Source organism: Bradyrhizobium sp. HKCCYLRH2015 (genome assembly GCF_051168215.1).
Lineage (GTDB): Bacteria > Pseudomonadota > Alphaproteobacteria > Rhizobiales > Xanthobacteraceae > Bradyrhizobium.
This window is the reverse complement of the sequence record NZ_JBNPUO010000008.1, coordinates 236,756-261,732: the sequence shown is the minus strand read 5'-3', so window position 1 is coordinate 261,732 and position 24,977 is coordinate 236,756. Positions and strand designations below refer to the sequence as shown.

Below are 24,977 nucleotides of genomic sequence, written 5' to 3'. Positions count from 1 at the left end.
GATACTACTTCGGCTCCGCCAACGATCGGATTTCAATTTCCCCTGCTGGCATGTCGGAGAGTTGTTTCGCCAGCTCAAGCACCACTTGGTCCGTCCAACTGGGATCGCTGATCTGCGCCGTCCCGGCTGACATGGGCTCTCTCAGAACCGGCATAAAAAGCACCCGTCCATGAAGGCAGAACTCGACCTTCTCGCCAGCGTGGTTGTTCCCAAAGTTGCGCATCTTCTCATTGGACGCCTCTGCAAAGGAGAGTCTTAAGATCGGCCTTCCTGTCCGTTGGTCATGATCAGCAACCGCTCCGACGAGCGGAACTACAATTTGTTCGGCCATGCATCCTGGAATCCATAGGACGCTGGTGAGTGCGATGAGAAGTGTTCGAGACGCGCATGACTTCATTGCCTGGCTCCAAGTTCGGATGCTGACATGACGTCCAATTTATTGCGAAGAATGCGGTTATTTGCCTGTAATTGTGCCTTTCGGCGCCAATCCGGAGCCCCAAGGGCTGTTCAAAGCGGCGTCACCCGCGATGAAACGTTTTCACGCGGCCAAGACCTAAAGCGGACTCGCCCGGTTTTACCAGCAAATCGACGAGGCGACTTGTTGTAAGCTCTTTCGTAGGCAGAGAGTCGTCTTATACCATCCGCAACATCTTGTGCCGTGTGGATGCGGTCAACAGAACACCGGGGTTGCCGTATGAAAGGCGTCGAGATCCTTTCGGAAGACGAATGGCACGCCGAGTGGCGGCAGGAACGCCGGTTGACGCTATTGTTTGAACCGTCGATCATGGAGGACGCGTGGTGCGGACCGCTCGTCGAAGAGTTCTGGTTGCCCCATTGGCAGAATCGGCTCGATTTCGTCACGCAGGCCGCTGACTTCTCTGCCGGCGAAGACGCGTACAGATTGAGGGACCTGGACAAAATTGTAATCCAGCGACGTGCAGGGAATGCCGAGTTGGAAGGCAGCGCCTTCCATCTCTGCGAGCTCAATGAGGCCAGAGAGCTTGGACTGCAGCACTATTCGAGTCATACCCCCGTCTTCGCCGACATCCGCCTCACCGCAATCACATTCGATCACCTCAGAGAACGGTTGCAAGCCGCTGTAATCGAGAAACCAGAAGCGGATCGCGTGCTCTTGGCGTGCGGCTTCATGGCCGGCGACATCGCCATTCCGCGTCCGAGACCCGTCATGCCTCATCAGACGCTTCCCAACGCGATCTCTATCGCCCGGAAGACGCCGCGCATCTGGTTCGAGATCGCTCGCGCCAGCGAGACGAAATCGCGCTGGGCACCGCTGGAAATGAAAAGCCTCGGACGCTGGATGGCAATTGAGCGGTAAGTCGCGCTTGAACCGTCCACGAATCCATCCATCGAATGATCCCAAGCGCGCCGGAGAGGCAAGTCCGCTTCTGGCCCCAAAGCCGACTTTCTTAATTTGTTCACTCTACTGGCAACGTAAATTCATTTGACACCGCCGTCATCGAATAACTGAGCAAACTGCGGCGCAGGCGCACTTCCTGGTGATGTCCTGCACCGCAGCCCGGCTTCAATCCGGCGAACGATTAGTAGTCCCAGTAGATCGGCACGAACCGAAACACGTTACCTTCGCGCCCGACGCGCCCGATGGACGGGAACGGCATATGGGTGGCGACCAGCAACTCGCCCGTCTTCGCCAAGTCCCGCAGCAATCCCTCGCGAACGCGCGTTGCCTCGTCCGGGTCGTGCTCGAAGCCGTTGTGCCAGTCGGGATGTTCGAAGCCGACCGTGAACACGGCGTCGCCCGCGAAGGTCATCGCTTCGCCGCCGGACGTCAGGCGGACGATGCTGTGTCCCGGGGTGTGACCGCCGGTGCGGCGGACGACAACGCCCGGCGCGACTTCGTGCTCCTCGTCGAACTGCCGGATCTGGTTATGGTACTCCTTCGCGAACCGCTTCGCGGCTGTGCGCAGCGCGTCCGGGAAGCCTTCCGGCATCGCCGTTCGCGAGAAATCCGGCGCGCGCCAGAATTCGACTTCGGCGGCCGCAACGTGGATTTGCAGGTCCGGATGCAACCGGTCCTTCACGCCCTCGACGAGCAGGCCGCCGACGTGATCCATGTGCATATGGGTCAGCACGACGTCGGTGACGGACGCGAGATCGATACCGGCGGCTTCTAGGCGTTTGATCAGCTGTCCGGCTCGGGGCAGGTTCAGGTCGGGATCAGACCCGAGCCCCGCGTCGATCAGGATGGTCTTCCCGCCGCTGCGGACGACGACGGCATTCAGGGCCCAATCGAAGGCGTCGGTCGGCAGGAACATGTCCTTGAACCAGGCGGCTCGCGCCGACGGCGCGGCGTTGTGCCCGAGCATCGTTGTCGGCAGCGGGAGCACCCCGTCGCTGATAACCAGCACGTCGATCTCGCCGACTTTCAGGGCGTAGCGCGACGGCACCAGTTCATCCGGCTTCGATGTGGCGAGGTGAGAGGTGTTTTGCAGATTCATGTTGGTCTCCTGTTGCAGGTCATTGAAGGATGGTTCATCCCTGAGCACGTCCGGCTCGTTCGGTTGAGGCGGTCAGAGATTGGTGACGCGTTCCGGATCGGCGGAGGCGAGTGCAGCGGCACGTTCAGCAAGCGGCGGGTAGATCCAGACGGTGTTGATCTCCCGTTTGGTCTTCTTCGCCTGGTCGCCGACCATCTCGACCGTCCGATCCCAGCCGCGTGTGAACAGAGCGCCGGCCTCGCCGAGATCGAGGCAGGTGACGTAGGCCTCCTGGTGATAAGGCGTGGTCGGAACGCCGAGCAGTTCGGCGGCGGCATTGTTGCCGGCGAAAGCGCCCATCCGCGTGGCATGCTGGCACGACATCAGCGCATAGTTGCCGTCATCATCACAGGCGGCGCGCGCAGCGTCGCCCGTCGCGAAGATGCCCGCCGCGCTCGGCACGCGCAGGTCGCGGTCGACCAGCAGCCGCCCGAAACTGTCGCGCTCGGCAGGAATCTGCTCGGTCAGGGGCGCGGCACGCATGCCGGCGGCCCAGATTACGGTTTCGGCTGCGATGCGCTCGCCGCCCGACAAGGTCACGCCGAACTGGTCGAGCGACGCAACGCCGACTTCGAGCCGCGTTTCCACGCCGATCCGCTTCAGCGCATCCTCGATGACGAGACGCGCGGATTCGGCCATATCGGGAGCGATGACCGGATTGCGCTCGACGATGACGACGCGCGGCCGCGCATCGGGGCCGAGAATGGCGCGGAGCCGCGCGGGTATCTCGGTGGCTACTTCGATACCCGTGAACCCGCCGCCGGCGACGACGACCGTGTCGCGGCCATTCCCGGCCGGCCGGCCGGCCAGTCCGTGCAGGTGCCTATCGAGGGCCACCGCGTCGTCCAGCGAGTCGACGCTGAAACCGTGCTCGGCAAGGCCGGGAATGCTCGGACGAAATAGCCGGCTGCCGGTGGCCACGACCAAGCGATCGTAGGTGAGCCGCGTTCGTTTGCCCCCGGGTGCCGCTATGCTCGCTTCGCGTGCCGCAGCATCGATCGCCTCGGCGGTGCCTTGCACATAGACCACGTCGATCGCCTTGAGCACATCCAGCAGCGGCGCCGTCAGCGCTTCGGGGTTTGGTTCGTAGAGCCGCGGACGGACGACCAAGGTCGGCTCCGGGGCGATCAGCGCGATCTCCAGCGCCTCGGGCGAAACGCCGTGAATGTCGCGCAGCCGGGCAGCGGACAATGCAGCATACATGCCGGCGAAGCCGGCACCGATGATGACCAGTCGCATTTGTATCTCCTGTGATTGGATTGGATCGATGCAGAGGATCAGCCGGCGATGAAGGCCGACAGATCGGCATTCACGATCGCTGCATGGGTGGTACAGATGCCGTGCGGCAGGCCGTCGTAGATTTTCAGCGAGCTGTTCTTCAGCAATTTCGCCGACAGCGGCGCCGAGTCCGCGACCGGAACGATCTGATCGTCGCTGCCGTGCAGGACGAGGGTCGGCACCGCGATGGCCTTGAGGTCTTCGGTAAAGTCGGTTTCGGAGAAAGCCCTGATGCCGTCGAGATGCGCCTTGGCGCCGCCGCTCATGGCCTGACGCCACCAATTCCAGATCACCGCCTGCGACGCCGTGGCACCGGGGCGGTTGTAGCCAAAGAACGGACCGCTCGCGAATTCCAGATAGAACTGCGCCCGGCCGGCGGCGAGTTGCCGGCGCACCTCGTCGAGAACGGTGACCGGCAAGCCGCCGGGATTGTTTTCTGTCTTGACCATCAGCGGCGGCACGGCGCTGATCAGCACGAGCTTGGCAACGCGGCCGCGGCCGTGACGCGCGACGTAGCGGACGGCTTCGCCGCCGCCGGTGGAATGTCCGACATGGATCGCATTCCGCAGGTCAAGATGATCGACCACCGCGGCAGTATCGGCCGCGTAGTGATCCATGTCGTGGCCGTCGCCGACCTGGCTAGAGCGGCCGTGACCGCGGCGATCATGGGCGATCACGCGAAACCCCTTGCCGACGAAATGCAGCATCTGCGTATCCCAGTCGTCGGAGGAGAGCGGCCAGCCGTGATGGAAGACGATGGGCTGGCCCGATTTCGGCCCCCAGTCCTTGTAGAAAATCTTCACGCAGTCTTTGGTCGTCACGAACGCCGTTGGATCCGCCGGCTGCGCGGCGATGGCCGGGCTTCTCGACTCGTCGCCGATCGCGGTCGTGGAGCGGACGCTGAGCGAGACGGCGGACATCACCGAGGTCGCGAGGATCTTCCGGCGCGTAGTGTTCGCAATCCGGTTGAGCGGCTTGTTAAAGGGCATTGGTCATCTCCGGTTGGCGGGCATGGACACGATGATGATCTAACGAGCCCTGTGTGCTGGTGCCCCAGCGCGGTTGCGGCGACTAAAGAGCAATTGCTGCTAACGCGCCCGCCGGCGCCAATCGGTAGGGGTGTCCCCGGTCAGCCGCTTGAATGCAGCAGCAAACGCGGTCTGCGAGGCGTAGCCGAGCGCTGCCGCGACCGTGACCACGGACACGTCCGTGTCACGCAGCATCTGCATCGCCTGCTCGAGCCGGCGCTGGCGGAGCCAGGCATGCGGCGAGAGCCCGGTGCTTTCCTTGAAGGCGCGGCAGAAATGGAAGCGCGACAGGCCGGCGTCCGCCGCGAGCGCCGCAAGCGAGACGTCCGCTTCGCTCTCCGAGCGAAGCCGCTCGATGGCGCGCATCAGCACTCTCGGCGCCAGACCGCCGACGACGGGATGGACCGCGGTCGGCGCGCCGGCGTGCGCGGCCAGCAGACGCGTGGCGAGGAGGTCGGTGAGTTGCTGCCTAAACAGCGAGTCAAGAGCCTCGTTGCCTTCGAGGACGTCCGCGGCGCTCAGCAGCAGGCGGGACGTGATCGCGTCGGGATGCGCGGTCCGTTCGAGGAGATCGGCCGGCCTCGTGGTTCCGGCTTCGTCGGCCACGCGCACCAGCGTGCTGTGCGGAAGATAGAGTTGCACGACATCGACCGGCTTCGGGATGTCCCATCGCGAGCTTGCGCCTTCGGGAATGATGATGACGACACCGGGACGAAACGTGCCTGCCGAGACGAAACGTCCCGACCGCCGCTCCATGCGCTGAACCACGCCGTTGTAGGCCATGATGACGTGGTGGGTCATCGGCTCGACGACGTCGTGGAGCGGGTCGTGCTTCCAGTGCGTCACCCCGCCGCCGGTCGCGTCCAGTGCCATGCGAAATGGCTCGGTGCCGAGCACGCGGGCCATCTCGGCGTCCGCGAGAGGGCGGTTGGCCGACGGGCGAACGGCTTCGCGCGGTTCGGGCGCGGCCGCCGTCTCCTCTCCCTCAAGATCGTGTGGAACAGCCTTGGTCATGTTCATCTCGCACGAGGAGCGGCGTGGCGGTTGCCGGAGAGCACCGCCGGCCGCGCTTGCGTTACTGGCGAAGGAACGAAAGCCAATCTCCGAAGCGGATGGCGCCGAGCCGCGGATGGTCGCCCGGCGTGAGCGATCGGTCGTCCAGCTCCGTGCCGAAATAGCGGGCGTGGATATCGGCGACGACCTTGCGCGGGTCATTGATCGCGGCGAGGTATCGGCGGCCGAATTCGTCGAGGCTGAGCTGCTCCGGGCCAGCCAGTTCGACGATGCCGTTGATCGGCGCGGCCGGCGCCACATCGGCGAGTGCGGCAGCGACATCGTCCGCGGCCACCGGTTGAAAAAGCGCCGGCGACAGCCGGGCGACTTGCCCATGTGTGGAAGTCGCGACGATATGGCCGGCAAACTCGAAGAACTGGGTGGCCCGGAGAATGCTGTAGGAACGACCTGAGCTGCGGATCAGATGCTCCTGAGCGAGCTTGCCGCGGAAATAGCCGCAATCCGGAAGGCGATCGGTCCCGACGATGGACAGTGCGACGTGGTGCTGGACGCCCGCGGCGGCCTCGGCCGCAAGCACGTTACGGGTCGACCTCCTGAAGAATTCCAGAACCGCATTGTCCTCGAACGACGGTGAATTGGCGACATCGACGACGACGTCCGCGCCCGACAGCGCAAGGTCGAGCCCCTCACCGGTGAAGGCGTCGACGCCCGTGCGGGGGGAGGCCGAAACGACCTCGTGACCCTTGCGACGCAACAGGCCCGCCAGTTTTGTCCCGATCAGGCCGGCTCCCCCGACGACAACGATCTTCATGCTGATTTTCCTCGACTTTCCCGGCCGGAGACGACCTGGTTACAACAGCGAGGATGGGCGGATGCAGGCAGGAAAGCCTTGCGGAAGGCTTGAATTGGCCTTCAATTCTCGTTGGATTGTCGTCCAAGCGGAGCGGCCTTGCGTTTCCTGTTCGAAGATTGTTGCCTGGATGCGGAGAGGCGCGAGCTGACGCGGGGCTCGCAGCTCGTCGCGGTCGGGCCCAAAGTTTTCGACCTTCTGCTCTACCTGGTTCGCAACCGGGATCAGGTCGTGACGCGTGACGATCTGCTGGGCGCCGTTTGGGACGGTCGCATCGTCTCCGAATCGACGATGACGAGTCACGTCAACGCGGTGCGCCGGGCGGTCGGCGATAGCGGCAAGGAGCAGCGCCTGATCCGGACGATTTCGCGCAAGGGACTGCGCTTCATCGGCCGGGTCCGGCAGGACGAGGTGTCCGCGACCGTCCCAGATGCCCGATCGCATTCTTCGGTCGATCAGCTGCCGACGCTATCACTCCCGGATGCTCCCTCCGTCGCGGTGCTGCCGTTTCGAAACCTCAGCGGCGATCCCGGGCAGGACTATTTTGCGGATGGCGTCGTCGAAGACATCATCACCGCGTTGTCACGGATCGGCTGGCTGTTCGTGATCGCCCGCAATTCGAGCTTCACCTACAAGGGCCGCACCGTGAACGAGCAGCAGGTCGGCCGTGAGCTCGGCGTGCGCTACGTCGTCGAAGGCAGCGTGCGGCAATCCGCCAACCGGGTGCGCATCACCGGGCAGCTCGTGGATGCGACGACCGGCACTCATGTGTGGGCGGACAAATTTGAAGAGACCATCGACGACCTGTTCGAGCTTCAGGACCAGATCGCAACCAGCATCGTCGGGGTGATTGCCTCGCAACTCGAACGCGCGGAAATCGAACGCGCCCGGCGAAAGCCGACCGGCAATCTGAGCGCATATGATCACTATCTGCGCGCCATGCCGCATCTGCATCGCGGGACGCGAGACGCGATCGACGAGGCCTTGTTGCTGTTTGAGAAGGCGCTTTCGCTCGATTCCGGCTTTGCCTCGGCGCATGCGATGGCGGCGTGGTGCTATTGCCTGCGCAAGATCAACGGCTGGATGACCGATCAGTCCCGGGAATACGCCGAAGGCATCCGGCTGGCCCGCTTGGCGATCGAATTGGGCAGGGATGATGCCGTCGCGCTCACCCGGGCTGGGCATACGCTGGCCCATCTCGCCGGCGATCTGGAAGGCGCGGTTGCATTGCTCGACAGGGCTCTGCTGCTCAACCCCAATCTGGCGGCGGCCTGGTTCCTGGGCGGCTTCCTGCGGGTCCTACGCGGCAATCCCGAGAGCGCCATCGAATTCTTCTCACGCGCGATGCGGTTCAGCCCGCTCGATCCGGAGATGTTCCGGATGCAGGCCGGCATGGCAATGGCGCATCTTTTCGCGGAGCGGTTCGATCAGGCTCTGGCCTGGGCCGAGCGGTCGTTCCAGCAGTTGCCGAGCTCGGGGTTCGTCGTGCTGATTATCATCGCGTCGCACGCGATTGCCGGCCGAATGGCGCAAGCGAAAGATGCAGCCGCTCATTTGCTCAAGCTGCATCCCGCGTTTCGTATTTCCAATCTGGAGAGTTGGATACCGATCCAGCGGCCTGAGCATCGGGCTACGTTCAAGAAGGGGCTGCGGCTGGCAGGCCTGCCGGAGTGAGAGCCCAGCTTTACGACCCGTCAATCGATCGCTGAGGTCTGTTTCTGGCCCCTCACGACCATTCACGCTGCAGCACAACTTCGGCCGCTCTAACGGCTAAAGTGGACATCGCGTTTCCATCACGACATTGAGTTTGGGGTCACGCGCCTAGTCCCCGATGATCCGCCTCATCCATTCCCGCGACGCCTCGGTCACCAGACATAGCGCATGGAAGCTCTACCGGAATAGGAACGTGTGCTGGTCGAGAACTCTCCGTCGAGGGTCGCAGCCGCGGACCAGCCATTGCGCCAATGTCGCTCTACACCCAGAGTGGTCAAAGCAGCATTTGGCGCCGGCCGCGCGCCGCTGACGGTAAAGCTTGCCCCCGGCAGTGATTGGAAAGTTGCAGCGATGCTGCGGTCCGAGTTGAAGTCATGAGCCCAGGCGACGCGGCCTCGCCAGCTGAACTCGCCATCCTCGTTCCCCAAGGACAGGCCGGTCCGAAGTCCTATTTCAGTCCGGTAATCTGTCACTCGCTTGGCGGAATAGCTCAGGGCGAATACGGAGGCGCCAGCGACCGACTGCTCGGCGTATTGGGGCAGATCCAGATGGGTGGCCTGGCCTGCTGCATAGGGCGTCAGACTGAAATTGCGGATCAAGGGCACCGACAGGCGATAGCCTGCTTCAACGCGTCCAGAATAGGCGTTCGCTTTGAACGACCCCTTCAACCGATCGACACCGGCTATGGTGCGATCTGTCGTTACATCCTGCCAACCGTAAGCCAAGGCTGCGCTCAGATAGGCCGGCCCTTGGACGTGCCGAACATAGGCGCCAGCCTGAAACAGATCAGATCTCCCTGTTCCGAGAGCGTTGACACTGAACCCTGTGCCGCCCCCCGCGAGAGCAAATCCCGCGATCGTGGCCGGCGTCAATGCGTACTCTGCCCCGACCGCAGTCCCGTAGATCCGGCTGGTGGAGTGAGCTGATCCGGCTCCGGCGCTTCCATCCGTCGACTGCGACCCGCCAAATCCGTCAACCCAAACGCTCCAGCGCGGCTCAAGCGATTCTGGTTGCCTGCTCATCAACGCAAACGCGTTCCCCGCCGGCCGACTCGGTGTCCTGCCAGCCTCGGCATAGGCCAGCGGGGCAACTTCGCCACCGCCGTCGCCTCCGGCCTGACCGTGATCCCCGAGCAGGCTGACAAACTGCCCCATCGCATTGAACGTAGCCTGCTGCGGAGCTGACGCGAGCTCTCCCGATACTTGGGTCAGTCCTGAAGGCGAAAGTGTGCCAAACACGAGCGGAATACTGCCGGTCGTATCGAAGAACCGCGTCAGTGCGTTGGCAACATTCCGCTGGTTCGCGGACAGGCCGCCACCGTAGTTCGGCGCGCTTGCCGGAACGAAATCAAGCGATAGGTCGAGATAAGCAGCATTTGCGTCATAGCTGAGGGCGGATTTGAAACCAGCCGGGAGATTGGTATTCACGAGGGAAGCAAACGTCCCGCTGACGCCGCCACCGGCGGACAGAATTGTATAGCGCTTGGCGACGTAGCTTCCCGCAGCAAAGATTGCATCGACCGTTGCCCCGCCCGCCGTCATCGTGCCGCTGACACTGGCGAAACTCGAGGCTGTCGGATTGAGCTGAATGAGATAGATCGCGCCAGATTGAAATGCGAGATTCCCCACGATCGCCATCGAACTCCCGGCTGTGCCGTTTCCGGGCGCGAGGACGGTGCCACTATTGATGCTGACCGTCAGGGGATCAATTGTCCCGGTGCCGGTTATCATCCCGGAATTCAGGTTGACTGCCGACGTCCCAGTGAGCGCTCCGTCTACTTGGAACACGCCGCCGTTGATATTCGTTGCTCCGGTGTAGCTCGCCGTCCCAGCGAGGACGAACGTACCCGCGCCCGTTTTCGTGAGACCGCCGGCACCGCTGAGATCAAGGTCTGCAGTGCCGGATTGAACGACAAAGTCTGTATTGGACGCGATCGCACCATTTCTGACCGTCCCACCCGTCAGGAAGACACCTCCATTTTGCGTCTGAATGGTTCCGCCAAGGTCGAGAATTCCGCCTGCGACCGTCGTTGATCCGCTGGCCGCACCGAGCGTGCCGCTGCCCGAAAGACGTAAGGTGCCCGCGTTGATCACGGTACCGCCGGTGTAGGCGTTGGCAGCGGCCAGGACCATTGTTCCAACGCCGTCGAACACCAGCGTTCCAGCAGACCCTCCATCCGAGATCGTCCCCTGGACGGTCTGCGTCGTGCCTGCCGGCGCCGCAAAATGTCCGCTCCCTGTGACCTGAATCCCGTTGCCGATTGCAAAGTCGGCCGTGTTCGCGAAAGAGAGGCTCGTTCCGTTCGCCATATTGAGCGTTCCGCTGCCCAAGGCGTTATTGTTGGCAATGGCCAAAGAGCCGGCGTTCAGCTGGGTACCTCCTGAATAGGTGTTGTTGCCGGACAGGATCAGCGCCCCGCTTCCAGCCTTCGTCAGACTGCCACCGGCCCCAGATATGACACCCGAAACCTCGGTGTCCGTATTCAACAATCCGGTCGTGAGGGCTTTTGAACCGAGGACAAAGTTACCGGCGCCAGCAATCGATCCAACACTTATCCCGCCAGAGGTCAGCCCAGAGATGTCGACCGAGCCGCCGAGATTGGTTATGAGCTGGGCGGTGCCGCCACTGCTGGTGTCGATAAAGCGCGTAACTCCAAAGGCGCCCGTGGTGATGACAGCGTCACCGGCCGTCGCCGAATTGGCAAACTGGAGCGCCCCGAGATTGCCCGTGACGCCGGAGACCACGAAACTCGGGCGATTGGCGGACTGATCGTCAATCCCCGCCCCACTGATCACCAGCGACGCGGCACCACCGGAGTTACCGGTCACATTGAATGTGTAGGCAGGAGCGCCGCTCAGAAAGCTCAAACCAGCCACCTGCGTTGCCTGCCTGATGTCGATTGCGGTCACCGTCGAGGCGCCGAACCGGGCGGTGTCTGTCGCAAGGGGGACCGATCCCACAGTCCAATTCGCTGCCGTGTTCCAATCGGAGTTGATCGGCGTGGCAAGCCATCCGGGCGCAACAGACACTACCGTCCGCGTCGCCGTAGCCACATCGTTCCAGTTGAAAGTTGCCGTGGGATTGGTGCTCAACCACATCTGAATCTGTTGCTGACTGGGCGTAGACCAATTCACCCAGATCCGTTCGAAGTTGAGCTGCAGCAAGACATCGTAGGTGCCAAACCCGGGAACAACGTCTGGAACGGAGAAAATCACCCGGCACTCCGCCGGCGTACAGTTCGTCCCAGACAAGCTCCCCAACGTGTAGTGAGCGGTCCCCAGCACACCTCCAGCATCGATCGTGATATTCGCCCCGACCACATTGAACGTGGACGGCGAGCCAGCTGATGCCGGAATGACGAAATTGGCCGGATTGACCAGAAACTGCCCGCCGCCGCGCGAGGACGTAAAATCGAACTGCCAAAGATCGGTCGCCAAAGCCGGAAACCCCGCACTGCAACCCAACGCGACCGCGATCGACACGCGAAACAACACCTGACGCATGAACCACCCCCAGATACCAAATTATCTGAGGTTTCCATTCATGTCATCATGTTACCGGAAGTTTCAAACAATCCGGTCTGCTCTGCCGGCCCGGCCAGCTGACGACATCCATACCAAAACCAGCCTCTCTTGCCTGAAACGCCAACCAGCCCCCACCGTGCGAGCGCTGAATCAAATTCTAAAAAACAGAAATTTTGTCTTGCGCCGTCGGGCAAATCAGTGGTTCATAGGGTGCTGACTCAATTCAGGGAGACAGCAATGGCTGAACACAAAGGTCCGAAGTCCGACCTTGTTCATATTTCGAAACTGAACGGCGACTTCCGACGAAACTACGGGCCGCTGCTCGGAGCGTATCTTTATCTTCGTTCTATCGACGCCGCCGGCCGGCGCCCTGTTCGTTGGTTGGGGTTTCTTTCAGTGCTCGGATCAGCGCTTGCGGCCGTGTTCGCCCGGTATGGTTCCGTGCGGTGACGAGACGAGCAACTGCACGAGCCAGGGCGCCCTCTGTCTTGAAGTACAAGACGCCATGATCCACGCGTCCCTGCTCCTGAAATCTGATCGTCAGACTGGCGTTAGCGACGGTCGGGAGAACAACATAATCCAGAATCGATCCGTTGCGCTCGCCAAGTCGGATGGCAATGATCAATCCCTCAGGCAGGTGCCGGCAAGACACGGTCCAAAATGGAGAAACACTTCGCCGACATGCTGCGGTCCAATAGGCTATTCGGAAAAAGAGGTGGCGCTTGGACCCGACGACCAGATGATGTTCCGGAGCAGAATAGACGTATCCTCTGACATTGCCGAAGCGGACACCGATCCCCGACTGCCTTTTTATCTCCGCGCAGATACGCGACGATAGCTTCACGAGGTCACTTGACCAGGCGCGCCGCACATCGAAATAGTCGCAGCGCCGCCTTGGCGTATACCCGACCAGTTCATATGCCCTTCTGAGAGTCCCGAAGTGATCCATGTATGTTTTGCAGCACGGCAGACCAATCGTCGAATTGATGATCGAGGGGCTGAGACATCCTTTCCTCTTTAATGTCTGTCGCAGCCGCAGCAGCATTTCCTCCTCGGAAAGGTCGACCCGCCGTTCCGCTATGATCTTTTGCACCTGCCGGAAGAGATCTTGATCGATAGTCGGCTCAAGGGCGGCTTCGCCGCGAACCCAATCCTCTGGCGGGTTGGAAACCGAGACACCGCCGAGCCTGCGAGAACGACGATTGTAGACGATGTTTCCCAGATAGTTCTCGTTGCGCAGAATCCTGCCCACCATCGCCCGATTCCAGACTCGGCCGTTGGCGGTGGGCGCCCCCCGGTCGTTGAGTTCGCGGGCAATCGCTGTTTCGGATCGCAATTCGGTAAAGCGCCTGAAGATCCACGCGATCGCAGCACGATCATTCATTTCGCCCGGCCGCAGCCTGACGTGGTCGGTCATCAGGTACTTTCGGTCTCCCCTGACCAACACCTTTTTTTGCTGTAGCTTCTCGTCAACGAGTACACGCTGAAGGCCGAACATCGTTTGGCCACCCAGCGCGAATCCCATCCGCGCAAACCTGCATGAACCGGCGTGAACCTTTTGCGAGAGCTCGCGACTATATTCCGCGGCCATAACCCTCTTCAGGTTCTTCACGATGTTGGACAGCATGCTGCCGTCATTGTCGAACTGCTCAGCGCAATAGCTGACCCTGATCCCTGCCTGCTTGCAGATGAACTCATAATGTGCGGCTTCGTCGACATCCTGAAAGCGCCCCCACCGGCTGATGTCATAGACCAGGATATGGTCAAAGTCGGCCCGCCTGTTGCTGACGTCTTCGATCAGCTTGGCGAGCCCCGGCCTGTTCTTGATCTTGAGACCGCTCTCGCCATGATCCGCATAGGTTTTGACGATCGAAAGCCCGTGGGCGTGAGCATAGGCCGCAATCACCGCAGCCTGATTCTGGATGGAGTAGCGCTGATAGTCCGTCGACATGCGAACGTATTGCGCTGCACGCCCGTTTGGTGATTGCGGAAGGTGGGTCTCGCGAACGATGAGCGCGTTGACCATCATCATGCCCCCAGCAGCTTCGTCAGCAGGATCAGACGCCTCCTTTGGTGGGCTGACAAGAACAATTGCGTCATGATAGGGAGCTCTGCTGGAAGGCCCATCATCGCTGTTACGCTGTGAGCTCAGGCAATTGGTGCGAGTTCGCCGGAGGCCTGGATCTCCTCCCTGTCCATTTCAATTTGGCCATCTAGCCGATTTGCCCGCCGGTGCCGGGGAGATCGTCCTTCAAAGAGACGGATCGATACCTTGCAAGGGAAGATTTCCTTCGGCTTCGTTACGGGCGCGTCGAGTGCGGTTTGTCTCAATACCGAGCATCAGAGATGCCGTAGTGGCAACCGCTCTTCATCCAGCAGATCCAAAAACTGTTCGATTCTTTGCAAGACCGGCGCGTTGCTCCGCCCGGCATGATGACCCAAGTGTCATCGCGCTGCAGGAACCGTGAGCACGACCTCCGGATCAGTTCCCCGACAGCAGCATTGCCGCAATCGCTTCCGGCCCACGTCGAGAGACGCATGATCCCGCACTCTCTGCAACTCATCTGAGCTTGGCGATTGCGAAAAGGTTGCTGGCCGCCGGCGGCAGCGGTCCGAAGCGGCGCCGTTTCGTCCTGCAGCTCCTCCAGCTCATCATCGGTCCGGCATCGAGCGGCGCGCGCGTAGATGTCGCGCCTGACTGCTTGAGACTGCACATAATCGAGGGAAGAAGCTCCGCGATCGGCAGGTTCAGCTCCGGAATCCAGAGAGCGAACATTCCGTCTCGGTCGCCCTTGAGAGCCGATGACGAGCCCCAGATCGGCACACTTGATCTCCTTCGATGCGAGCGAAAGCGTCCCAACCACGACCTTGAGCTCACCGCTTCTCTGTCCCTCTCGCACCTTGCGCTCCTCGGCCGTCGAGGCGACCCGCGGCAGACTTCCGACCTCAATGCCGATCGGCGCAAAGCGCTTGCGGAACGTCTCCACATGCTGCCGAGCCAACACCGTCGTCGGGACCACGATAGCGACCTGCTTTCCCGCCAGGACGGTAGCTGCGGCACGCTCTAAGTATCAACCGGAGCGGAGCGAAGACAGAGAAGGCACCCGTAGGAGGGTCAGCATAGCGGTCACCGCGCCAGCGGTGGGACCCGGGGCCGAGTGCAGTCGCGAGACCGGTTAACAAGGCACCCGCGTTCGGGGCAGTGATAGCGATGCCGCGAAGCGGCAGCCCCTAACGCGAGAGCCTCCGGCCAGCGACACCATATGTAGTCGGCCATGTCCGGACGAATTCTGCGGAGTCAACTCGCCGGCCCCACTTGTGTTCTAGGTCGTTGCAAAGTGCCAAAATAGATTAATTCTACGCCACCGTATCCGAAGCACACATCGAAGCATTGTCGCTCTTCCAAATTCGTACGGAGGCAAATTGACTGCATTCCGCAAGGCAGAAGGCGCTGCGAACTTCAAGCAGTCACGAGCGTCCCTGCCTGCGACGCGCGTACACGATTACTCACGTCGATATCGCGCAAAGTCCTCCAGGAGTGGAGCATCTGCAACGTGGTCAGAATCAATTTTCCTGTTCAAGCGTCGAATCCACTCGATCAAGGCACCTCAATTGGCAAAACCGATAACGACAACATTAAGCAGCGCCGTCTCGTCGAGTTCAAGGAAGGTTGCCGTTATGGCAAATTCGGCAAAACAAAGGCCTATGAACTGATCGCGCAGGGGCGGATCAGGGCGTACAAGATGGGAGGCAAGACACTCATCGACCTCGACAGCATTGATGAATATCACGCCGTGCTGCCGCGCGTTGAATCGCGGGCAATGGTCGTGTCCCCGGAGGTGGTGTAGCTCGGTATAGCAAACCCTTTCGCACGCTAGCCCTCAAATAGCGCCGTAGCGGGCGGACGGGTTTGCATTGGTCACCGGCGATTGCCCGGTAGGGTCGGGGTGCTGACGCCAACCTGTTTCGGGGGACCACCGATGATCGAAAAGATGATGCACCGTCGTGCGCTCGTGGAGAAGGCCCCGATGCCGATGTCCTGCGCAAGATGATCGGATTTGTCGCCCAGCGGCTGATAAAGATCGAGGTTGGCGATCTGACGGGCGCGGCCAATGGCGACAAGAGCGCCGAGTGGCTGGCGCAGCGCAACAGCTACGCGAGCGGCGCTCGGAAACCCGGGCCGGCAAGGTCGAGCTGCGCATCCCCAAGCTGTGCAAGGGAAGCTATTTCCCGAGCTTCCCGGAGCCGTCCATCCCACAAATAGGGTCAATCGCCGTCGACCGGGCGGCTGAGGAAGGCTTTCACCCCCGCCTTCGCGGGGGCAGGCTCTTGTCGTAGATCTCCCCTCCGAGGACGGCGCACGTGCTCGGCATAGACATCGGCCCGTCCGAGACCGAGACGTTCTGGACTGCGTTCCTGCGCAAGCTCGCCCGCCGGGAGCTTCGCAGCGTCAAGCTGGTGATCTCGGACGCTCACGAGGTCATCAAGGCCGCAGTCAGCAGGGTCTCAACGTCACTTGGCAGCGCTGCCGTGTGCACTCATGGGCAACGTGCTGGCGCATGCCAGCAAGAGCGGGCGCCGCGTCGTCTCCGTCTTCATCACCTCCGCCTTTGCCCATACCCGGGCCGCCAGGGCGCAGCGGCGCAGGGTCGCTGACCAACTCCGTCCCAAACGCCCTAAGGCCGCCGCTGGCGCGCGAGTGCGCGTCGGGGCCCGCAGTTTTTCATGCCCGCTCTACCGGGTGTCATCTTGTTGGTATTTCTGTTGGTATCGACAATAATTGGCACCGAAAAATACGTTATATTCAAATACTTACATGTATAGTGGACTATCGGCCAGGGGCACCACGCTTCGCCCTGCGGGCTACGCGTGGCGCAGCCGCGCGAGTAGCCCGCAGGGCGAAGCGTGTCCGGCGAAGCCTCTTGGCGAAGCCGGACGTTTGAGCCCCCCAAGTCTCGCTTGAGCCGCGCTCTCTGATTTCCCATCAACCCTGTCAAACAGCCTGCGCTCGTCGCAGCTACTGACGCCCATGCCACCGCGATCTCGCGACCTGTCAGGCCCGAGCTCTGCTGCAGTCTGGCGTCCTCTTGAATTGAGAGGGCGCAGGGAAGGCCGAGTGCCGACTGGCACCCATGGCCCCCGTGCGGAAAAAATGCACGGGGCAGGAACCACAGGCTCAGCCGGAAACAACCCGGCCTTCCCTGCGCAATGGTTTGAACGGCTGCTCCGTGCTCTCCCTGGGGACCGGCTTGCTTGCCCCCGTCATCGACATCGTCGCCGACCAAGACACCAGCGTCGGGGTGTCGGGACCACACGGCTTGACCGTCCGCAAAACGACGTTCGTCCGCACCTCCATGAGATGCTGCGTCGCCCCGCGGCCACCGCTCCCCGCCGCAACGTCCCATGACGATCGCGATACGCCCCTCTCAGTGCGGGCGGGATGGCCGAAAATGTGCAGGTGATTTGCCCGACGGTGCAAGGGGAATCAGCACGACGGGCAGTTTGTGCAGGGGTGAGATGCGTGGCCGTTAGGAGAAGATTGCGTCACCGAAACTCCCCATACCATCATGGGCCACCGGACCCAACCTCAGCTCACTTCTTGCGTCTGGTCGGCTTTCCCTCGTTTTTGCGCGGCTTGCCGCGTCCTGAAGATGCAGCCCCCGAATCGTACGGAATCCACCAAGCGCGGCCTCCTTCATCGGGGATCGCGGGAAGGCGGCCCGCGATCTTGTTGGCCGGTATTCCAGCCAGAACCTGAACAACATCGTTCAGGACCCAGGGAGACAGACGGTAGTACTGATGTCCGTAGTGGGACCCGCCGTCGTCTCCCTGGGTTGATCCAACATCAGAGCAGTCGATCGAGTTGACCGTCTTGGAAAGCTTGCTCAGATCACGCGGTCCCCACTGTCCCAAGCGAGGATAGTTGTTGAGAAGAATGCTGCCGGACAGCGACAGCGCCAGGTCACCGCCGTTCTTGTATACGAGAACTTTCTTGGCAAGGGTGATCAATGGCTTCAGTTCGCTGGCCTTCGACAAGGCATCGTAGTTTACGTCGGCCGCCATCAGAAACGCGCTTTCGAATAGCAGAGTGTTGCGTTCTTTCGCGGGTATCAGCTGAACGGCGTTTTGAAGTGCATAATTTCCCATCGAATGAGGGACGAGGTGCAAGACCGGGAGGTTGGCTTTAAGCGCCCTGAGAACGGCGAATAACCTGCGAAGCGAGTCGGCGACGGCATTGGCGGACTTGGCGGCCGCATCACGATCCGCCTTGTAGCTCGCCAAGTCCAATTTTCCTTGGGATGGCCATGAGAAACAGAAGATGTCTGCCGCTTTGTAGTTTGACATGACCTGCGCGGCACGGCTCATCGAACCTAAGAAGGTCGAATCGAAACCCGGCAGCAATATCAGGCCATATTGCGACGCGCGGGCCGATGCGAGCTCCGCGGCGACGCGATCGCGCGCGAACGCCACGATGTCATTGTGATTTTGCGTGGTCGGCTGGAACACCGACGCGTCGATCGGCGGATCAATTTGCACCGAATTGGAGTCCGGCACCCAACCGGTATCCGGAAGGTTGGACAGCCGGTAGACGTCGATGGATCCCGTGACATAGTGCTTCGGATTGTTGTCTCTGTACTTTGGCCCGAACAGATCGGGACCTGGAACAGGATTTCGATTGGTCGCGAATCGAACGCGGACTCGGTCGGTCATGCTGCTTCTCCCAGGCTTTGAGTGTCACACTTCAGGGCGACAGGATTTGAGGACTCTCCAGAGTTTGGCGGCCGCCTTCCGCTGGCCGCCAAACTGATTGTCAGGCTATTCGCTTTGACACTTGCAGGGCTTCGCTACTGCGGCGGTGACGAGATGCACCGGGACACAATAATCCCAGCACTTTGACAACCCCCACTTTCCAATACAGAGCTTGGCGCATAGCTGGTTAGGCGCACGGAAACACACCTGAACGTTTGCCCAACCTACGTCGTAAACCGTGTGGCATCCTTCGAGCGGAACGCAGACAGGAATCCGCTGATCAAAATCTACATGCGCTCCAAAAATTTCGATTCTCGCCCAAGCGTGAATGTCTACACAGGCCTTGCCGTCCTGAATCCGCGGGTTCTCCAACGTCAACCCGCCATCAATTCCCTTGGTCGCTACATCGTCCAGAACTTCGATGAAGCTTCCTGTCGACATTGAAACGGCGACGGTCTTGTCAACTGGTAATACCGACCACTTCAGTTCCTTGGGCCGAGCGCAGGAATCGGAGGTCGGAATCCCCTCCCCCGGCAACAGCATCACGACCGGCTTTGGAAGCCGCACACAGAACTCGCCGATAGCGTAGGCCCTAATTTGAGCCAACCGCGTCAGCCCGGGCGAAACGAGCCGGGAAAAGTCGCCGAGCGACGTATCCTTGATAGGAACGCCGTAGACGGCAAGCATGCTCTGCTGTTGAACAGCCTCAGCCAAATTAATCGGATAATCGTCTTTCTCGGCCATGCCAATTCTCCTACTGCGTTTCATCGCTGCAATGTTTGCAAGCGCGCGCGAAGGATGCATTGACGACGTGAATTGAGCGCAATTTCAGCGCAAATCGCTCGTGAAAAACATCAGCACTCTGCGAATTTTCGCGATTCCAACTAACTGTTAGATGCAGACCATTGATCTGTCCCGCCTGATGCGTGGATACGACTGCGCTGATTGCCTTGCCTGCAATTCGGCAAGAGCGGGCGAACAGTCTAGAGCCCCGTCACCGCCGGATATCGACGCCTCGGAATGTGTCGATCGGAGCCAGGCCGGAAGATGTATTTGCCGAGCCGCGGATCGGGTGGATCGATGGGAATCGTGACCGGATTAGTCACCGCCGAATTGATGCCAACCGGCACATCCGGACTGTCGGCAGCCGGATGAGCCATCGCCCGCAGTTCGTCTGCCACCTTCCGCACGATCTGAGGCGCGGCGACGCTGGTGCCGTTGAGCTTCACAGCCGAGCCGCTGAACGTGCCCGCGGCGAGGACGCCCCAGAGCGCATTGCCTTCGTCAGCGAACGCCGAGCAGTCCGGCCCGAACCGAACCAAAGTGGGGCCGCTCGACGTATAGTCGGAAGGGGGATGCCCCTCAGACGCCTCGGCGGCGCCGACGACGATGACATGGTCGCTCTCATTCATCGAGCCGGTTGCAATCGACGATAGGGTGTCGGCATACCTAATTGGCCAACCGTCCCTCTGCAGCCGATAGTCGCCGGTCCGCGGATCTCGGTCATAAGCACCGGCGTGATCGAGGTAAGATTGGCGGCCGCGCCGCGGGTAGCCGAACGGCGTATCGTCGCGCTGAACGTAGACATGTGCCGTGATCGCCGTCCCGGTCAAATTCCGAAGAGACAGCTTCCAGCGACCGGAAGGTGCGATCTCGCGGCAGTCGTCGTTGCGCACGGTCGGATTGACAGCGAGCAGGATCCGCTCGCGTACGGATTTTCCGCGCTGAATGCGGTCGAAATAAATCCCAGCGATCGGACCGCCACCGATCGTCGCCTGGTGAATGTAACCCTCGCTAGGCCGAATGGGTGGGCTCGTCCTCGCGTCCTGTGCGGTCAGCCAGATCTCCACCGGTGCCTGTCCCGGCTTGCCTTCGGCGCCGGTATCGAGCCAAATCTCGACGTAGTTCGTTGCTGCACTATCGGGGTGGATGACCCAATCCAGGGTTTCGACCTCCTTTTTGAGCTCCAGTTTTGCGGCGGCGCGAGTGCGATAGCTGTTGCCCGCCGGCATGACCAAGCGGGTCAGATTGGGGTTTTGATGGCGCTTGTTGCGGTGGCGGACCATGCCGGCGAGCGCTTTTTCGAGATACTGAGTGCCATCCTTAGGACCCGCCAAAAGGCCATAGCTGAAGTTCATGACCAGCGGAATTGGCTTCCCGGCTTCGCTCAATGCATCGGCCCACGTCATGATCATCCTGACCGCCTGCAGCACATAGCTTCCCATCGTCAGCCCCGACGTGTCGATCGTCGCCACCGACGGCAATTGGACAGCGAGGATCGACACTCCTTCGCTGCCCCGACCTCCGCCTGCAGCCAGATCGAGCAAATGCGTCCCATGGCTGACGCGTGCGGCCAGTGGATTGTAGGCGCGGGTCTTGCCGAAATCGGTCGCACCAACCTTCCGGTAAATGCGGTCTTCGCTTTTGGATTCCTGCAACAACTGCTTGATCTCGTCATGCATAAGGCGGCGGCCGAATACGACGGCGTTGTCTGCCGGACTCCGCTTCTCCGTCTCCTGTAGCCACATGGCCGCGATCTTCGAGACCATACGGCGATCTCGAAATCTTTCGTGCGCAAAGGCAATCCCGTCGTCGATGATGCCGATAGCAACCTTGGTAGCCGCCAGGAAGGAAGGTTCGAAGCTGGTCGGATCGGGCTGGGGGTTGAAGTCGTTGAACTGCAAACCGATGATTGGCGGCCCCACGAAAAGAGAGCGATAAAATCCGGGATCGCGGTATTGGCCGTCGCGATAGATGAACGATTCCTGTCGATAGATGAAGAACTGCATGTCGACTTCATCGATCTCTGGCGGCTTAGGCCCTTCCAGGGCCTTGATCCACCAACTCAGGAGAGTCCGCTCGTCATCGCTCATTCGAATGGTGAATTTCTTGGCCGGGACGTCGTGGTCAGGCACGTAGCCCTCATCGACGGCGCGTTGTAGCTCGTAAAGGCTCGCAAGAGCGCTGCGCAACGGCCTGATCTGGATTTGCACAGAGCACCAGGGATCCGGGTTGGGCTTGCGCCGGGTCCGGAATTCCCAGTCCAGATAGGGATCGGGACGGTCGCAAGCGGTCTTTTTCCAATGAAGCTTCATCGCGATTTGCCTACCACTCCGATCATCAACTGACACTCCGCGACCGCCTGGTCCCAGAGATGGTTCAGATCACAGGATTTCGGCACTTCGGCGCGCGTATTTCCAGATATTTTGCGTCCGCTGTCGGACTTGGCCTTTCGCTCCTGGGGGTCGTCGACGAATTCAGAGATCCAATCTTCGTAGCAGAAGTCGCCGTCGAATCCTCGCCCATCGAAAGCATGAGTCTTCAGAAAACGGCCGCCGCAGAAACGCGCAATATAGAACTCCGCCAAGGCGAGACCGAGCTTCATGCCGGCTACACTGTCGACTGGGAAGTGAACACCGGCAACCGTCCGGTTTATGGCGATGCGTTCGGCAATCCGCATCAGTTGCTCGAAAGTCGGATCGTCGCTATCGAATTTGATGCGTGCGCTTCTGGCTTGCGACAGCAACGCATAGAACACGAAAGCGGCGGCAAAGGATTCCGTCGCGTGCCCGCTTGGCAGTGAGCCGTGACCGGGCGTTGGAATCATCGGCTGGATCTGGGGCGAGTACTCGACCGGTCGCCGGCAGGTCAGCGCATGCTTGACCCGCATCTCGATTAGGCCGGTCACGTTCAGGACCAGCGTCAGCAGCTCGAACGTCCGCCGAGTTCGATCCGGGTGCAGGAAGCCCACCGAGCCGAGGAACGACAGGATGTCCGTCATCTCCGTCATGATCTCGCCGCTGCGCTCCATCCGAAGTGCCGCATAGTTATGCACAAAGATCAGTTGTTTGGCGAAATCGGATGGACTTGGCCTGATCATGTGAATCAACGCACATGTACCGTCTTCGCCGCGCCCCCGATATTCGACGCAAACGGACTCGCTTGTTTCGTTGCAATCTCCGACATCGTAGTAGATTCCGGACAGCAGTTCGGCGGTCAGGGTTCGCAATCGCACCGGCGTCGACCAGCGGTCCAGCGCGTACGGTTTGGCTTCGTAGTTTGCCGGGGGGGTACCAACATCCCGCCACATCCCCACCACGCCCTCGCGACCCGAGATGAGCGCCCGTGCTGCCGTGAACGACCGGGAGCGCGCGCTTTCGCCACTTTCACCGCTCTCGCCACTCTCGCCGCTCTCGCCACTTTCACCGCTCTCGCCGCTTATCCGCGCCATTTGCGCCTCCCCGGAAAAACCCGACGAACAACCTCAGGTACGTCGCGATGCTCAGTTCGAAGCCCTGAACGGTCAAGTCGTCCGCAGTCGGAATTAACGCAATTTCACGCATATTTCACGTTGACAGGTGTTTGCCGCAGGATTTCACTCCATGGTTGAGAAACGTCTTCCGCTACCTTTGAGGGTAGCGGGCTACGAAAGACAGGGCAGGCCCCTCAAGAGCGATCCATGCGAAGTTCGACAGCCAAGGTGCATCTTCGGTTATTTGGTCCGCCCAAGATCATCAATTCGAACGGTGAAGATTGCACGCCGCGGGGACGGAAGGCATGCGCACTGCTGGCAATGCTGGCGCTATCGCCTGAAAACAAAAGATCGCGCGTCTGGATCCAGGATAAGCTGTGGGGCAGTCGAGGCAAGGAGCAGGGCGCGGCAAGCCTTCGCCAAAGCCTGTCAGAAATTCGAAAGGCATTTGGAAACGATCACGGAGTGCTTTTTGCGGACAGCTATGTGCTGGCGCTCGATCCGACCTTATTTGATACGGATTTCGATCTTGCCACAAAAGCGGACGACTCCGGCGAACTCCTGGAAGGCATCGATATTGGCGAAGATGGTTTCGAGGACTGGCTTCGATCGCAACGTCAGAACTTCAGCGATCGCCGCACTACGCGCCAAGCAAGGACCGATCGCCGTGCGGACATTGCCCTCGAAGAACCGGTGCGCGGACGTTCGATTCCACGGAATCGGATCGTGCTGGTTCGCAACTCCAAGTCTGGAGAGTCCGACGCATCGTTGCTCGCGGACAGCCTGATCGACTCGGTAGCAAAAACCATACAGGAACTCGGCGTCGCCGAGGTCATCGATTGTCGGGATACGATGGACCCGGCTTGCGACGACAAGGACGCAGCGCCGCGCAAGACGCTTTCGCTACATTCGGACGTGTTCGGAGGCCACACGAGGCAAATCGTCCGCCTCGCATTGTCGCAGCGACCGGAACATGCCCTGAAGTGGTCGTCCACGCTGCAGCTACCCGGCATTCAGGCGCTGGACTTGAACGATGCGGATGTCATGCGGTGCGTCAATCTCGTCGTCAACGTCGCCATCGATCAGTTCATCACGGTCCGTTCGGGAGGGCCGGATGCCGAGGTAGCCTCCGATCTCTGCTATTCGGGGATTCTGCATCTTTTCAGGCTCGGCAAGATCAACTTTGCGACGGCCGATAAGCTCTTCGCGGCCGCATTCGATATTGAATCACGCGGGATCTATCTTGCTTGGCGGGCCTATCTGCGAACCTTTCTACTTGCGGAACGACAATTCAGTTGCCGCCAGACACTGCAAGCCGAGGCCCTCGACTTCATGTACCGCGCCCTCGAACTCGAACCTCACAATTCTTATGTCGCTGGCCTGAGCGCGCACGTTCAGACCATGATGCGGCGGTCCTACGTCGCCGCGTACGAACTGGCCGAACGCAGCATCCAATTGAACCACGCCAATCCGATCGGCTGGGCGTGTCTGGGAATCGCCAAGAGCTATCTCGGCAAGCCCGAGGAGGGCTTCCAACATACGCTGCTTGCGCGCACCATCGCCGGAACTGCACCATTCAGATACCAGATGGATGCGTTGAGCTGTATCGCGGGGACGATGGCGGGCGAACTCGATAAGGCCGTCCATCTGGCGGAGGCCAGTCATGCGCTGGCGCCGACCTTCGCACCACCCTTGCGTTACCTTTCAGCGCTCTATGCGCACGAAGGCAAGCACGATCTCTCTTCCGAGATGGTGAGGAGATTGCAGGCCAGCGAACCGGACTTCTCATACGACAAGCTGCGCGACAAGGCCTATCCTGCGGCCGGCCTGCATCGGTCATCGATCATCGATTCGTTGCCGGCGAGACAACTTTGATGACGTTGAAGTCCGCCGGTATGCTGACCACGCAGCTCATTGATCCTCATTGCACAACGTTGATGAAGATGAACCGCCGTGGACGGCTCCATCAAGAGAGCCGAATGGCCTATGGAATCATAAATCATGTGAGTAAGGCTGTGAGTACCGACTTCGGGTGCTTCCAGGAAGCCTTGG

General features: G+C 60.8%; 17 protein-coding genes and 1 pseudogene. 5 read left to right on the top strand and 13 right to left on the bottom strand.

Translation table 11 applies throughout. The annotated features are described in order from the left end of the window. Positions 1–4: 4 nt before the first annotated feature. A complete protein-coding gene (locus tag ACQR1H_RS22135) occupies positions 5–331 on the bottom strand; it encodes a SecDF P1 head subdomain-containing protein (RefSeq protein ID WP_434899766.1) in 327 nt (108 codons plus the stop codon). Positions 332–694: 363 nt separating this feature from the next. On the opposite strand from ACQR1H_RS22135, the gene ACQR1H_RS22130 reads away from it, so the two are divergent. Beyond that, the gene (locus tag ACQR1H_RS22130) at positions 695–1,336 is read left to right on the top strand and encodes a hypothetical protein (protein WP_434899765.1); all 642 of its coding nucleotides are present in this window, start codon (positions 695–697) and stop codon (positions 1,334–1,336) included. 223 nt (positions 1,337–1,559) lie between these two features. Here ACQR1H_RS22130 and ACQR1H_RS22125 read toward each other — a convergent pair whose 3' ends face one another. The 5 genes from ACQR1H_RS22125 to ACQR1H_RS22105 form a co-directional block, all read right to left on the bottom strand. Then, positions 1,560–2,477: an MBL fold metallo-hydrolase gene (locus tag ACQR1H_RS22125; RefSeq protein ID WP_434899764.1), complete on the bottom strand. Its 918-nt coding sequence runs from the start codon at positions 2,475–2,477 to the stop codon at positions 1,560–1,562. Positions 2,478–2,549: 72 nt separating this feature from the next. Then, positions 2,550–3,755 carry an NAD(P)/FAD-dependent oxidoreductase gene (locus ACQR1H_RS22120; protein WP_316237289.1) on the bottom strand — a complete coding sequence of 402 codons (1,206 nt, stop codon included), beginning with the start codon at positions 3,753–3,755 and terminating at the stop codon, positions 2,550–2,552. Between the two features lie 38 nt (positions 3,756–3,793). Beyond that, positions 3,794–4,783: an alpha/beta fold hydrolase gene (locus ACQR1H_RS22115; protein ID WP_434899763.1), complete on the bottom strand. Its 990-nt coding sequence runs from the start codon at positions 4,781–4,783 to the stop codon at positions 3,794–3,796. 99 nt (positions 4,784–4,882) lie between these two features. Beyond that, entirely contained in the window at positions 4,883–5,836 is a 954-nt protein-coding gene (locus ACQR1H_RS22110) for a helix-turn-helix transcriptional regulator (RefSeq protein WP_434899762.1), read from the bottom strand. 61 nt (positions 5,837–5,897) lie between these two features. After that, on the bottom strand, positions 5,898–6,647 hold the full coding sequence (locus tag ACQR1H_RS22105; protein ID WP_434899761.1) for an SDR family oxidoreductase: 750 nt from the start codon (positions 6,645–6,647) through the stop codon (positions 5,898–5,900). 138 nt (positions 6,648–6,785) lie between these two features. Between ACQR1H_RS22105 and ACQR1H_RS22100 the strand changes: the two genes are divergently transcribed. Beyond that, positions 6,786–8,360: a winged helix-turn-helix domain-containing tetratricopeptide repeat protein gene (locus ACQR1H_RS22100; protein WP_316237293.1), complete on the top strand. Its 1,575-nt coding sequence runs from the start codon at positions 6,786–6,788 to the stop codon at positions 8,358–8,360. 191 nt (positions 8,361–8,551) lie between these two features. Here ACQR1H_RS22100 and ACQR1H_RS22095 read toward each other — a convergent pair whose 3' ends face one another. From ACQR1H_RS22095 to ACQR1H_RS22085, 3 genes are all read right to left on the bottom strand, one after another. Continuing rightward, entirely contained in the window at positions 8,552–11,902 is a 3,351-nt protein-coding gene (locus tag ACQR1H_RS22095; protein ID WP_434899871.1) for an autotransporter outer membrane beta-barrel domain-containing protein, read from the bottom strand. 367 nt (positions 11,903–12,269) lie between these two features. After that, positions 12,270–13,955, bottom strand: coding sequence for a recombinase family protein (locus ACQR1H_RS22090; protein WP_434899872.1), 1,686 nt, complete (start codon positions 13,953–13,955; stop codon positions 12,270–12,272). 295 nt (positions 13,956–14,250) lie between these two features. Continuing rightward, positions 14,251–14,943, bottom strand: coding sequence for a hypothetical protein (locus ACQR1H_RS22085; RefSeq protein WP_434899873.1), 693 nt, complete (start codon positions 14,941–14,943; stop codon positions 14,251–14,253). Between the two features lie 534 nt (positions 14,944–15,477). Here ACQR1H_RS22085 and ACQR1H_RS22080 point away from each other — a divergent pair. Together ACQR1H_RS22080 and ACQR1H_RS22075 are read left to right on the top strand one after the other, a co-directional pair. Next, positions 15,478–15,771, top strand: coding sequence for an excisionase family DNA-binding protein (locus ACQR1H_RS22080; protein ID WP_434899874.1), 294 nt, complete (start codon positions 15,478–15,480; stop codon positions 15,769–15,771). Positions 15,772–15,903: 132 nt separating this feature from the next. Next, positions 15,904–16,613: pseudogene (locus tag ACQR1H_RS22075) on the top strand (transposase); the annotation flags it as partial. Positions 16,614–17,515: 902 nt separating this feature from the next. Here the strand turns inward: ACQR1H_RS22075 and ACQR1H_RS22070 are convergent. The 4 genes from ACQR1H_RS22070 to ACQR1H_RS22055 form a co-directional block, all read right to left on the bottom strand. Continuing rightward, on the bottom strand, positions 17,516–18,634 hold the full coding sequence (locus ACQR1H_RS22070; protein WP_316237147.1) for an alpha/beta hydrolase: 1,119 nt from the start codon (positions 18,632–18,634) through the stop codon (positions 17,516–17,518). A 105-nt stretch (positions 18,635–18,739) separates the two neighbouring features. Beyond that, positions 18,740–19,417 carry a hypothetical protein gene (locus ACQR1H_RS22065; RefSeq protein WP_316237148.1) on the bottom strand — a complete coding sequence of 226 codons (678 nt, stop codon included), beginning with the start codon at positions 19,415–19,417 and terminating at the stop codon, positions 18,740–18,742. A gap of 239 nt (positions 19,418–19,656) precedes the next feature. Further along, positions 19,657–21,768 (bottom strand): hypothetical protein, encoded by a 2,112-nt coding sequence (locus tag ACQR1H_RS22060; RefSeq protein ID WP_434874343.1) that lies wholly within the window; start codon positions 21,766–21,768, stop codon positions 19,657–19,659. Further along, positions 21,765–22,904, bottom strand: a complete 1,140-nt coding sequence (locus ACQR1H_RS22055) for a phosphatase PAP2 family protein (protein ID WP_315804562.1) — start codon at positions 22,902–22,904, stop codon at positions 21,765–21,767. Before ACQR1H_RS22055 ends, ACQR1H_RS22060 begins: the two co-directional genes overlap by 4 nt. A 228-nt stretch (positions 22,905–23,132) precedes the next feature. On the opposite strand from ACQR1H_RS22055, the gene ACQR1H_RS22050 reads away from it, so the two are divergent. Next, a complete protein-coding gene (locus tag ACQR1H_RS22050) occupies positions 23,133–24,800 on the top strand; it encodes a hypothetical protein (RefSeq protein WP_434874342.1) in 1,668 nt (555 codons plus the stop codon). Positions 24,801–24,977 lie beyond the last annotated feature (177 nt).

Bases quoted from the DNA above. Each gene is read 5' to 3' on its own strand.
- ACQR1H_RS22135 (WP_434899766.1), bottom strand. From the start codon at position 331: ATGGCCGAACAAATTGTAGTTCCGCTCGTCGGAGCGGTTGCTGATCAT.
- ACQR1H_RS22130 (WP_434899765.1), top strand. From the start codon at position 695: ATGAAAGGCGTCGAGATCCTTTCGGAAGACGAATGGCACGCCGAGTGG.
- ACQR1H_RS22125 (WP_434899764.1), bottom strand. From the start codon at position 2,477: ATGAATCTGCAAAACACCTCTCACCTCGCCACATCGAAGCCGGATGAA.
- ACQR1H_RS22120 (WP_316237289.1), bottom strand. From the start codon at position 3,755: ATGCGACTGGTCATCATCGGTGCCGGCTTCGCCGGCATGTATGCTGCA.
- ACQR1H_RS22115 (WP_434899763.1), bottom strand. From the start codon at position 4,783: ATGCCCTTTAACAAGCCGCTCAACCGGATTGCGAACACTACGCGCCGG.
- ACQR1H_RS22110 (WP_434899762.1), bottom strand. From the start codon at position 5,836: ATGACCAAGGCTGTTCCACACGATCTTGAGGGAGAGGAGACGGCGGCC.
- ACQR1H_RS22105 (WP_434899761.1), bottom strand. From the start codon at position 6,647: ATGAAGATCGTTGTCGTCGGGGGAGCCGGCCTGATCGGGACAAAACTG.
- ACQR1H_RS22095 (WP_434899871.1), bottom strand. From the start codon at position 11,902: ATGCGTCAGGTGTTGTTTCGCGTGTCGATCGCGGTCGCGTTGGGTTGC.
- ACQR1H_RS22090 (WP_434899872.1), bottom strand. From the start codon at position 13,955: ATGATGATGGTCAACGCGCTCATCGTTCGCGAGACCCACCTTCCGCAA.
- ACQR1H_RS22070 (WP_316237147.1), bottom strand. From the start codon at position 18,634: ATGACCGACCGAGTCCGCGTTCGATTCGCGACCAATCGAAATCCTGTT.
- ACQR1H_RS22065 (WP_316237148.1), bottom strand. From the start codon at position 19,417: ATGGCCGAGAAAGACGATTATCCGATTAATTTGGCTGAGGCTGTTCAA.
- ACQR1H_RS22060 (WP_434874343.1), bottom strand. From the start codon at position 21,768: ATGAAGCTTCATTGGAAAAAGACCGCTTGCGACCGTCCCGATCCCTAT.
- ACQR1H_RS22055 (WP_315804562.1), bottom strand. From the start codon at position 22,904: ATGGCGCGGATAAGCGGCGAGAGCGGTGAAAGTGGCGAGAGCGGCGAG.
- ACQR1H_RS22050 (WP_434874342.1), top strand. From the start codon at position 23,133: ATGCGAAGTTCGACAGCCAAGGTGCATCTTCGGTTATTTGGTCCGCCC.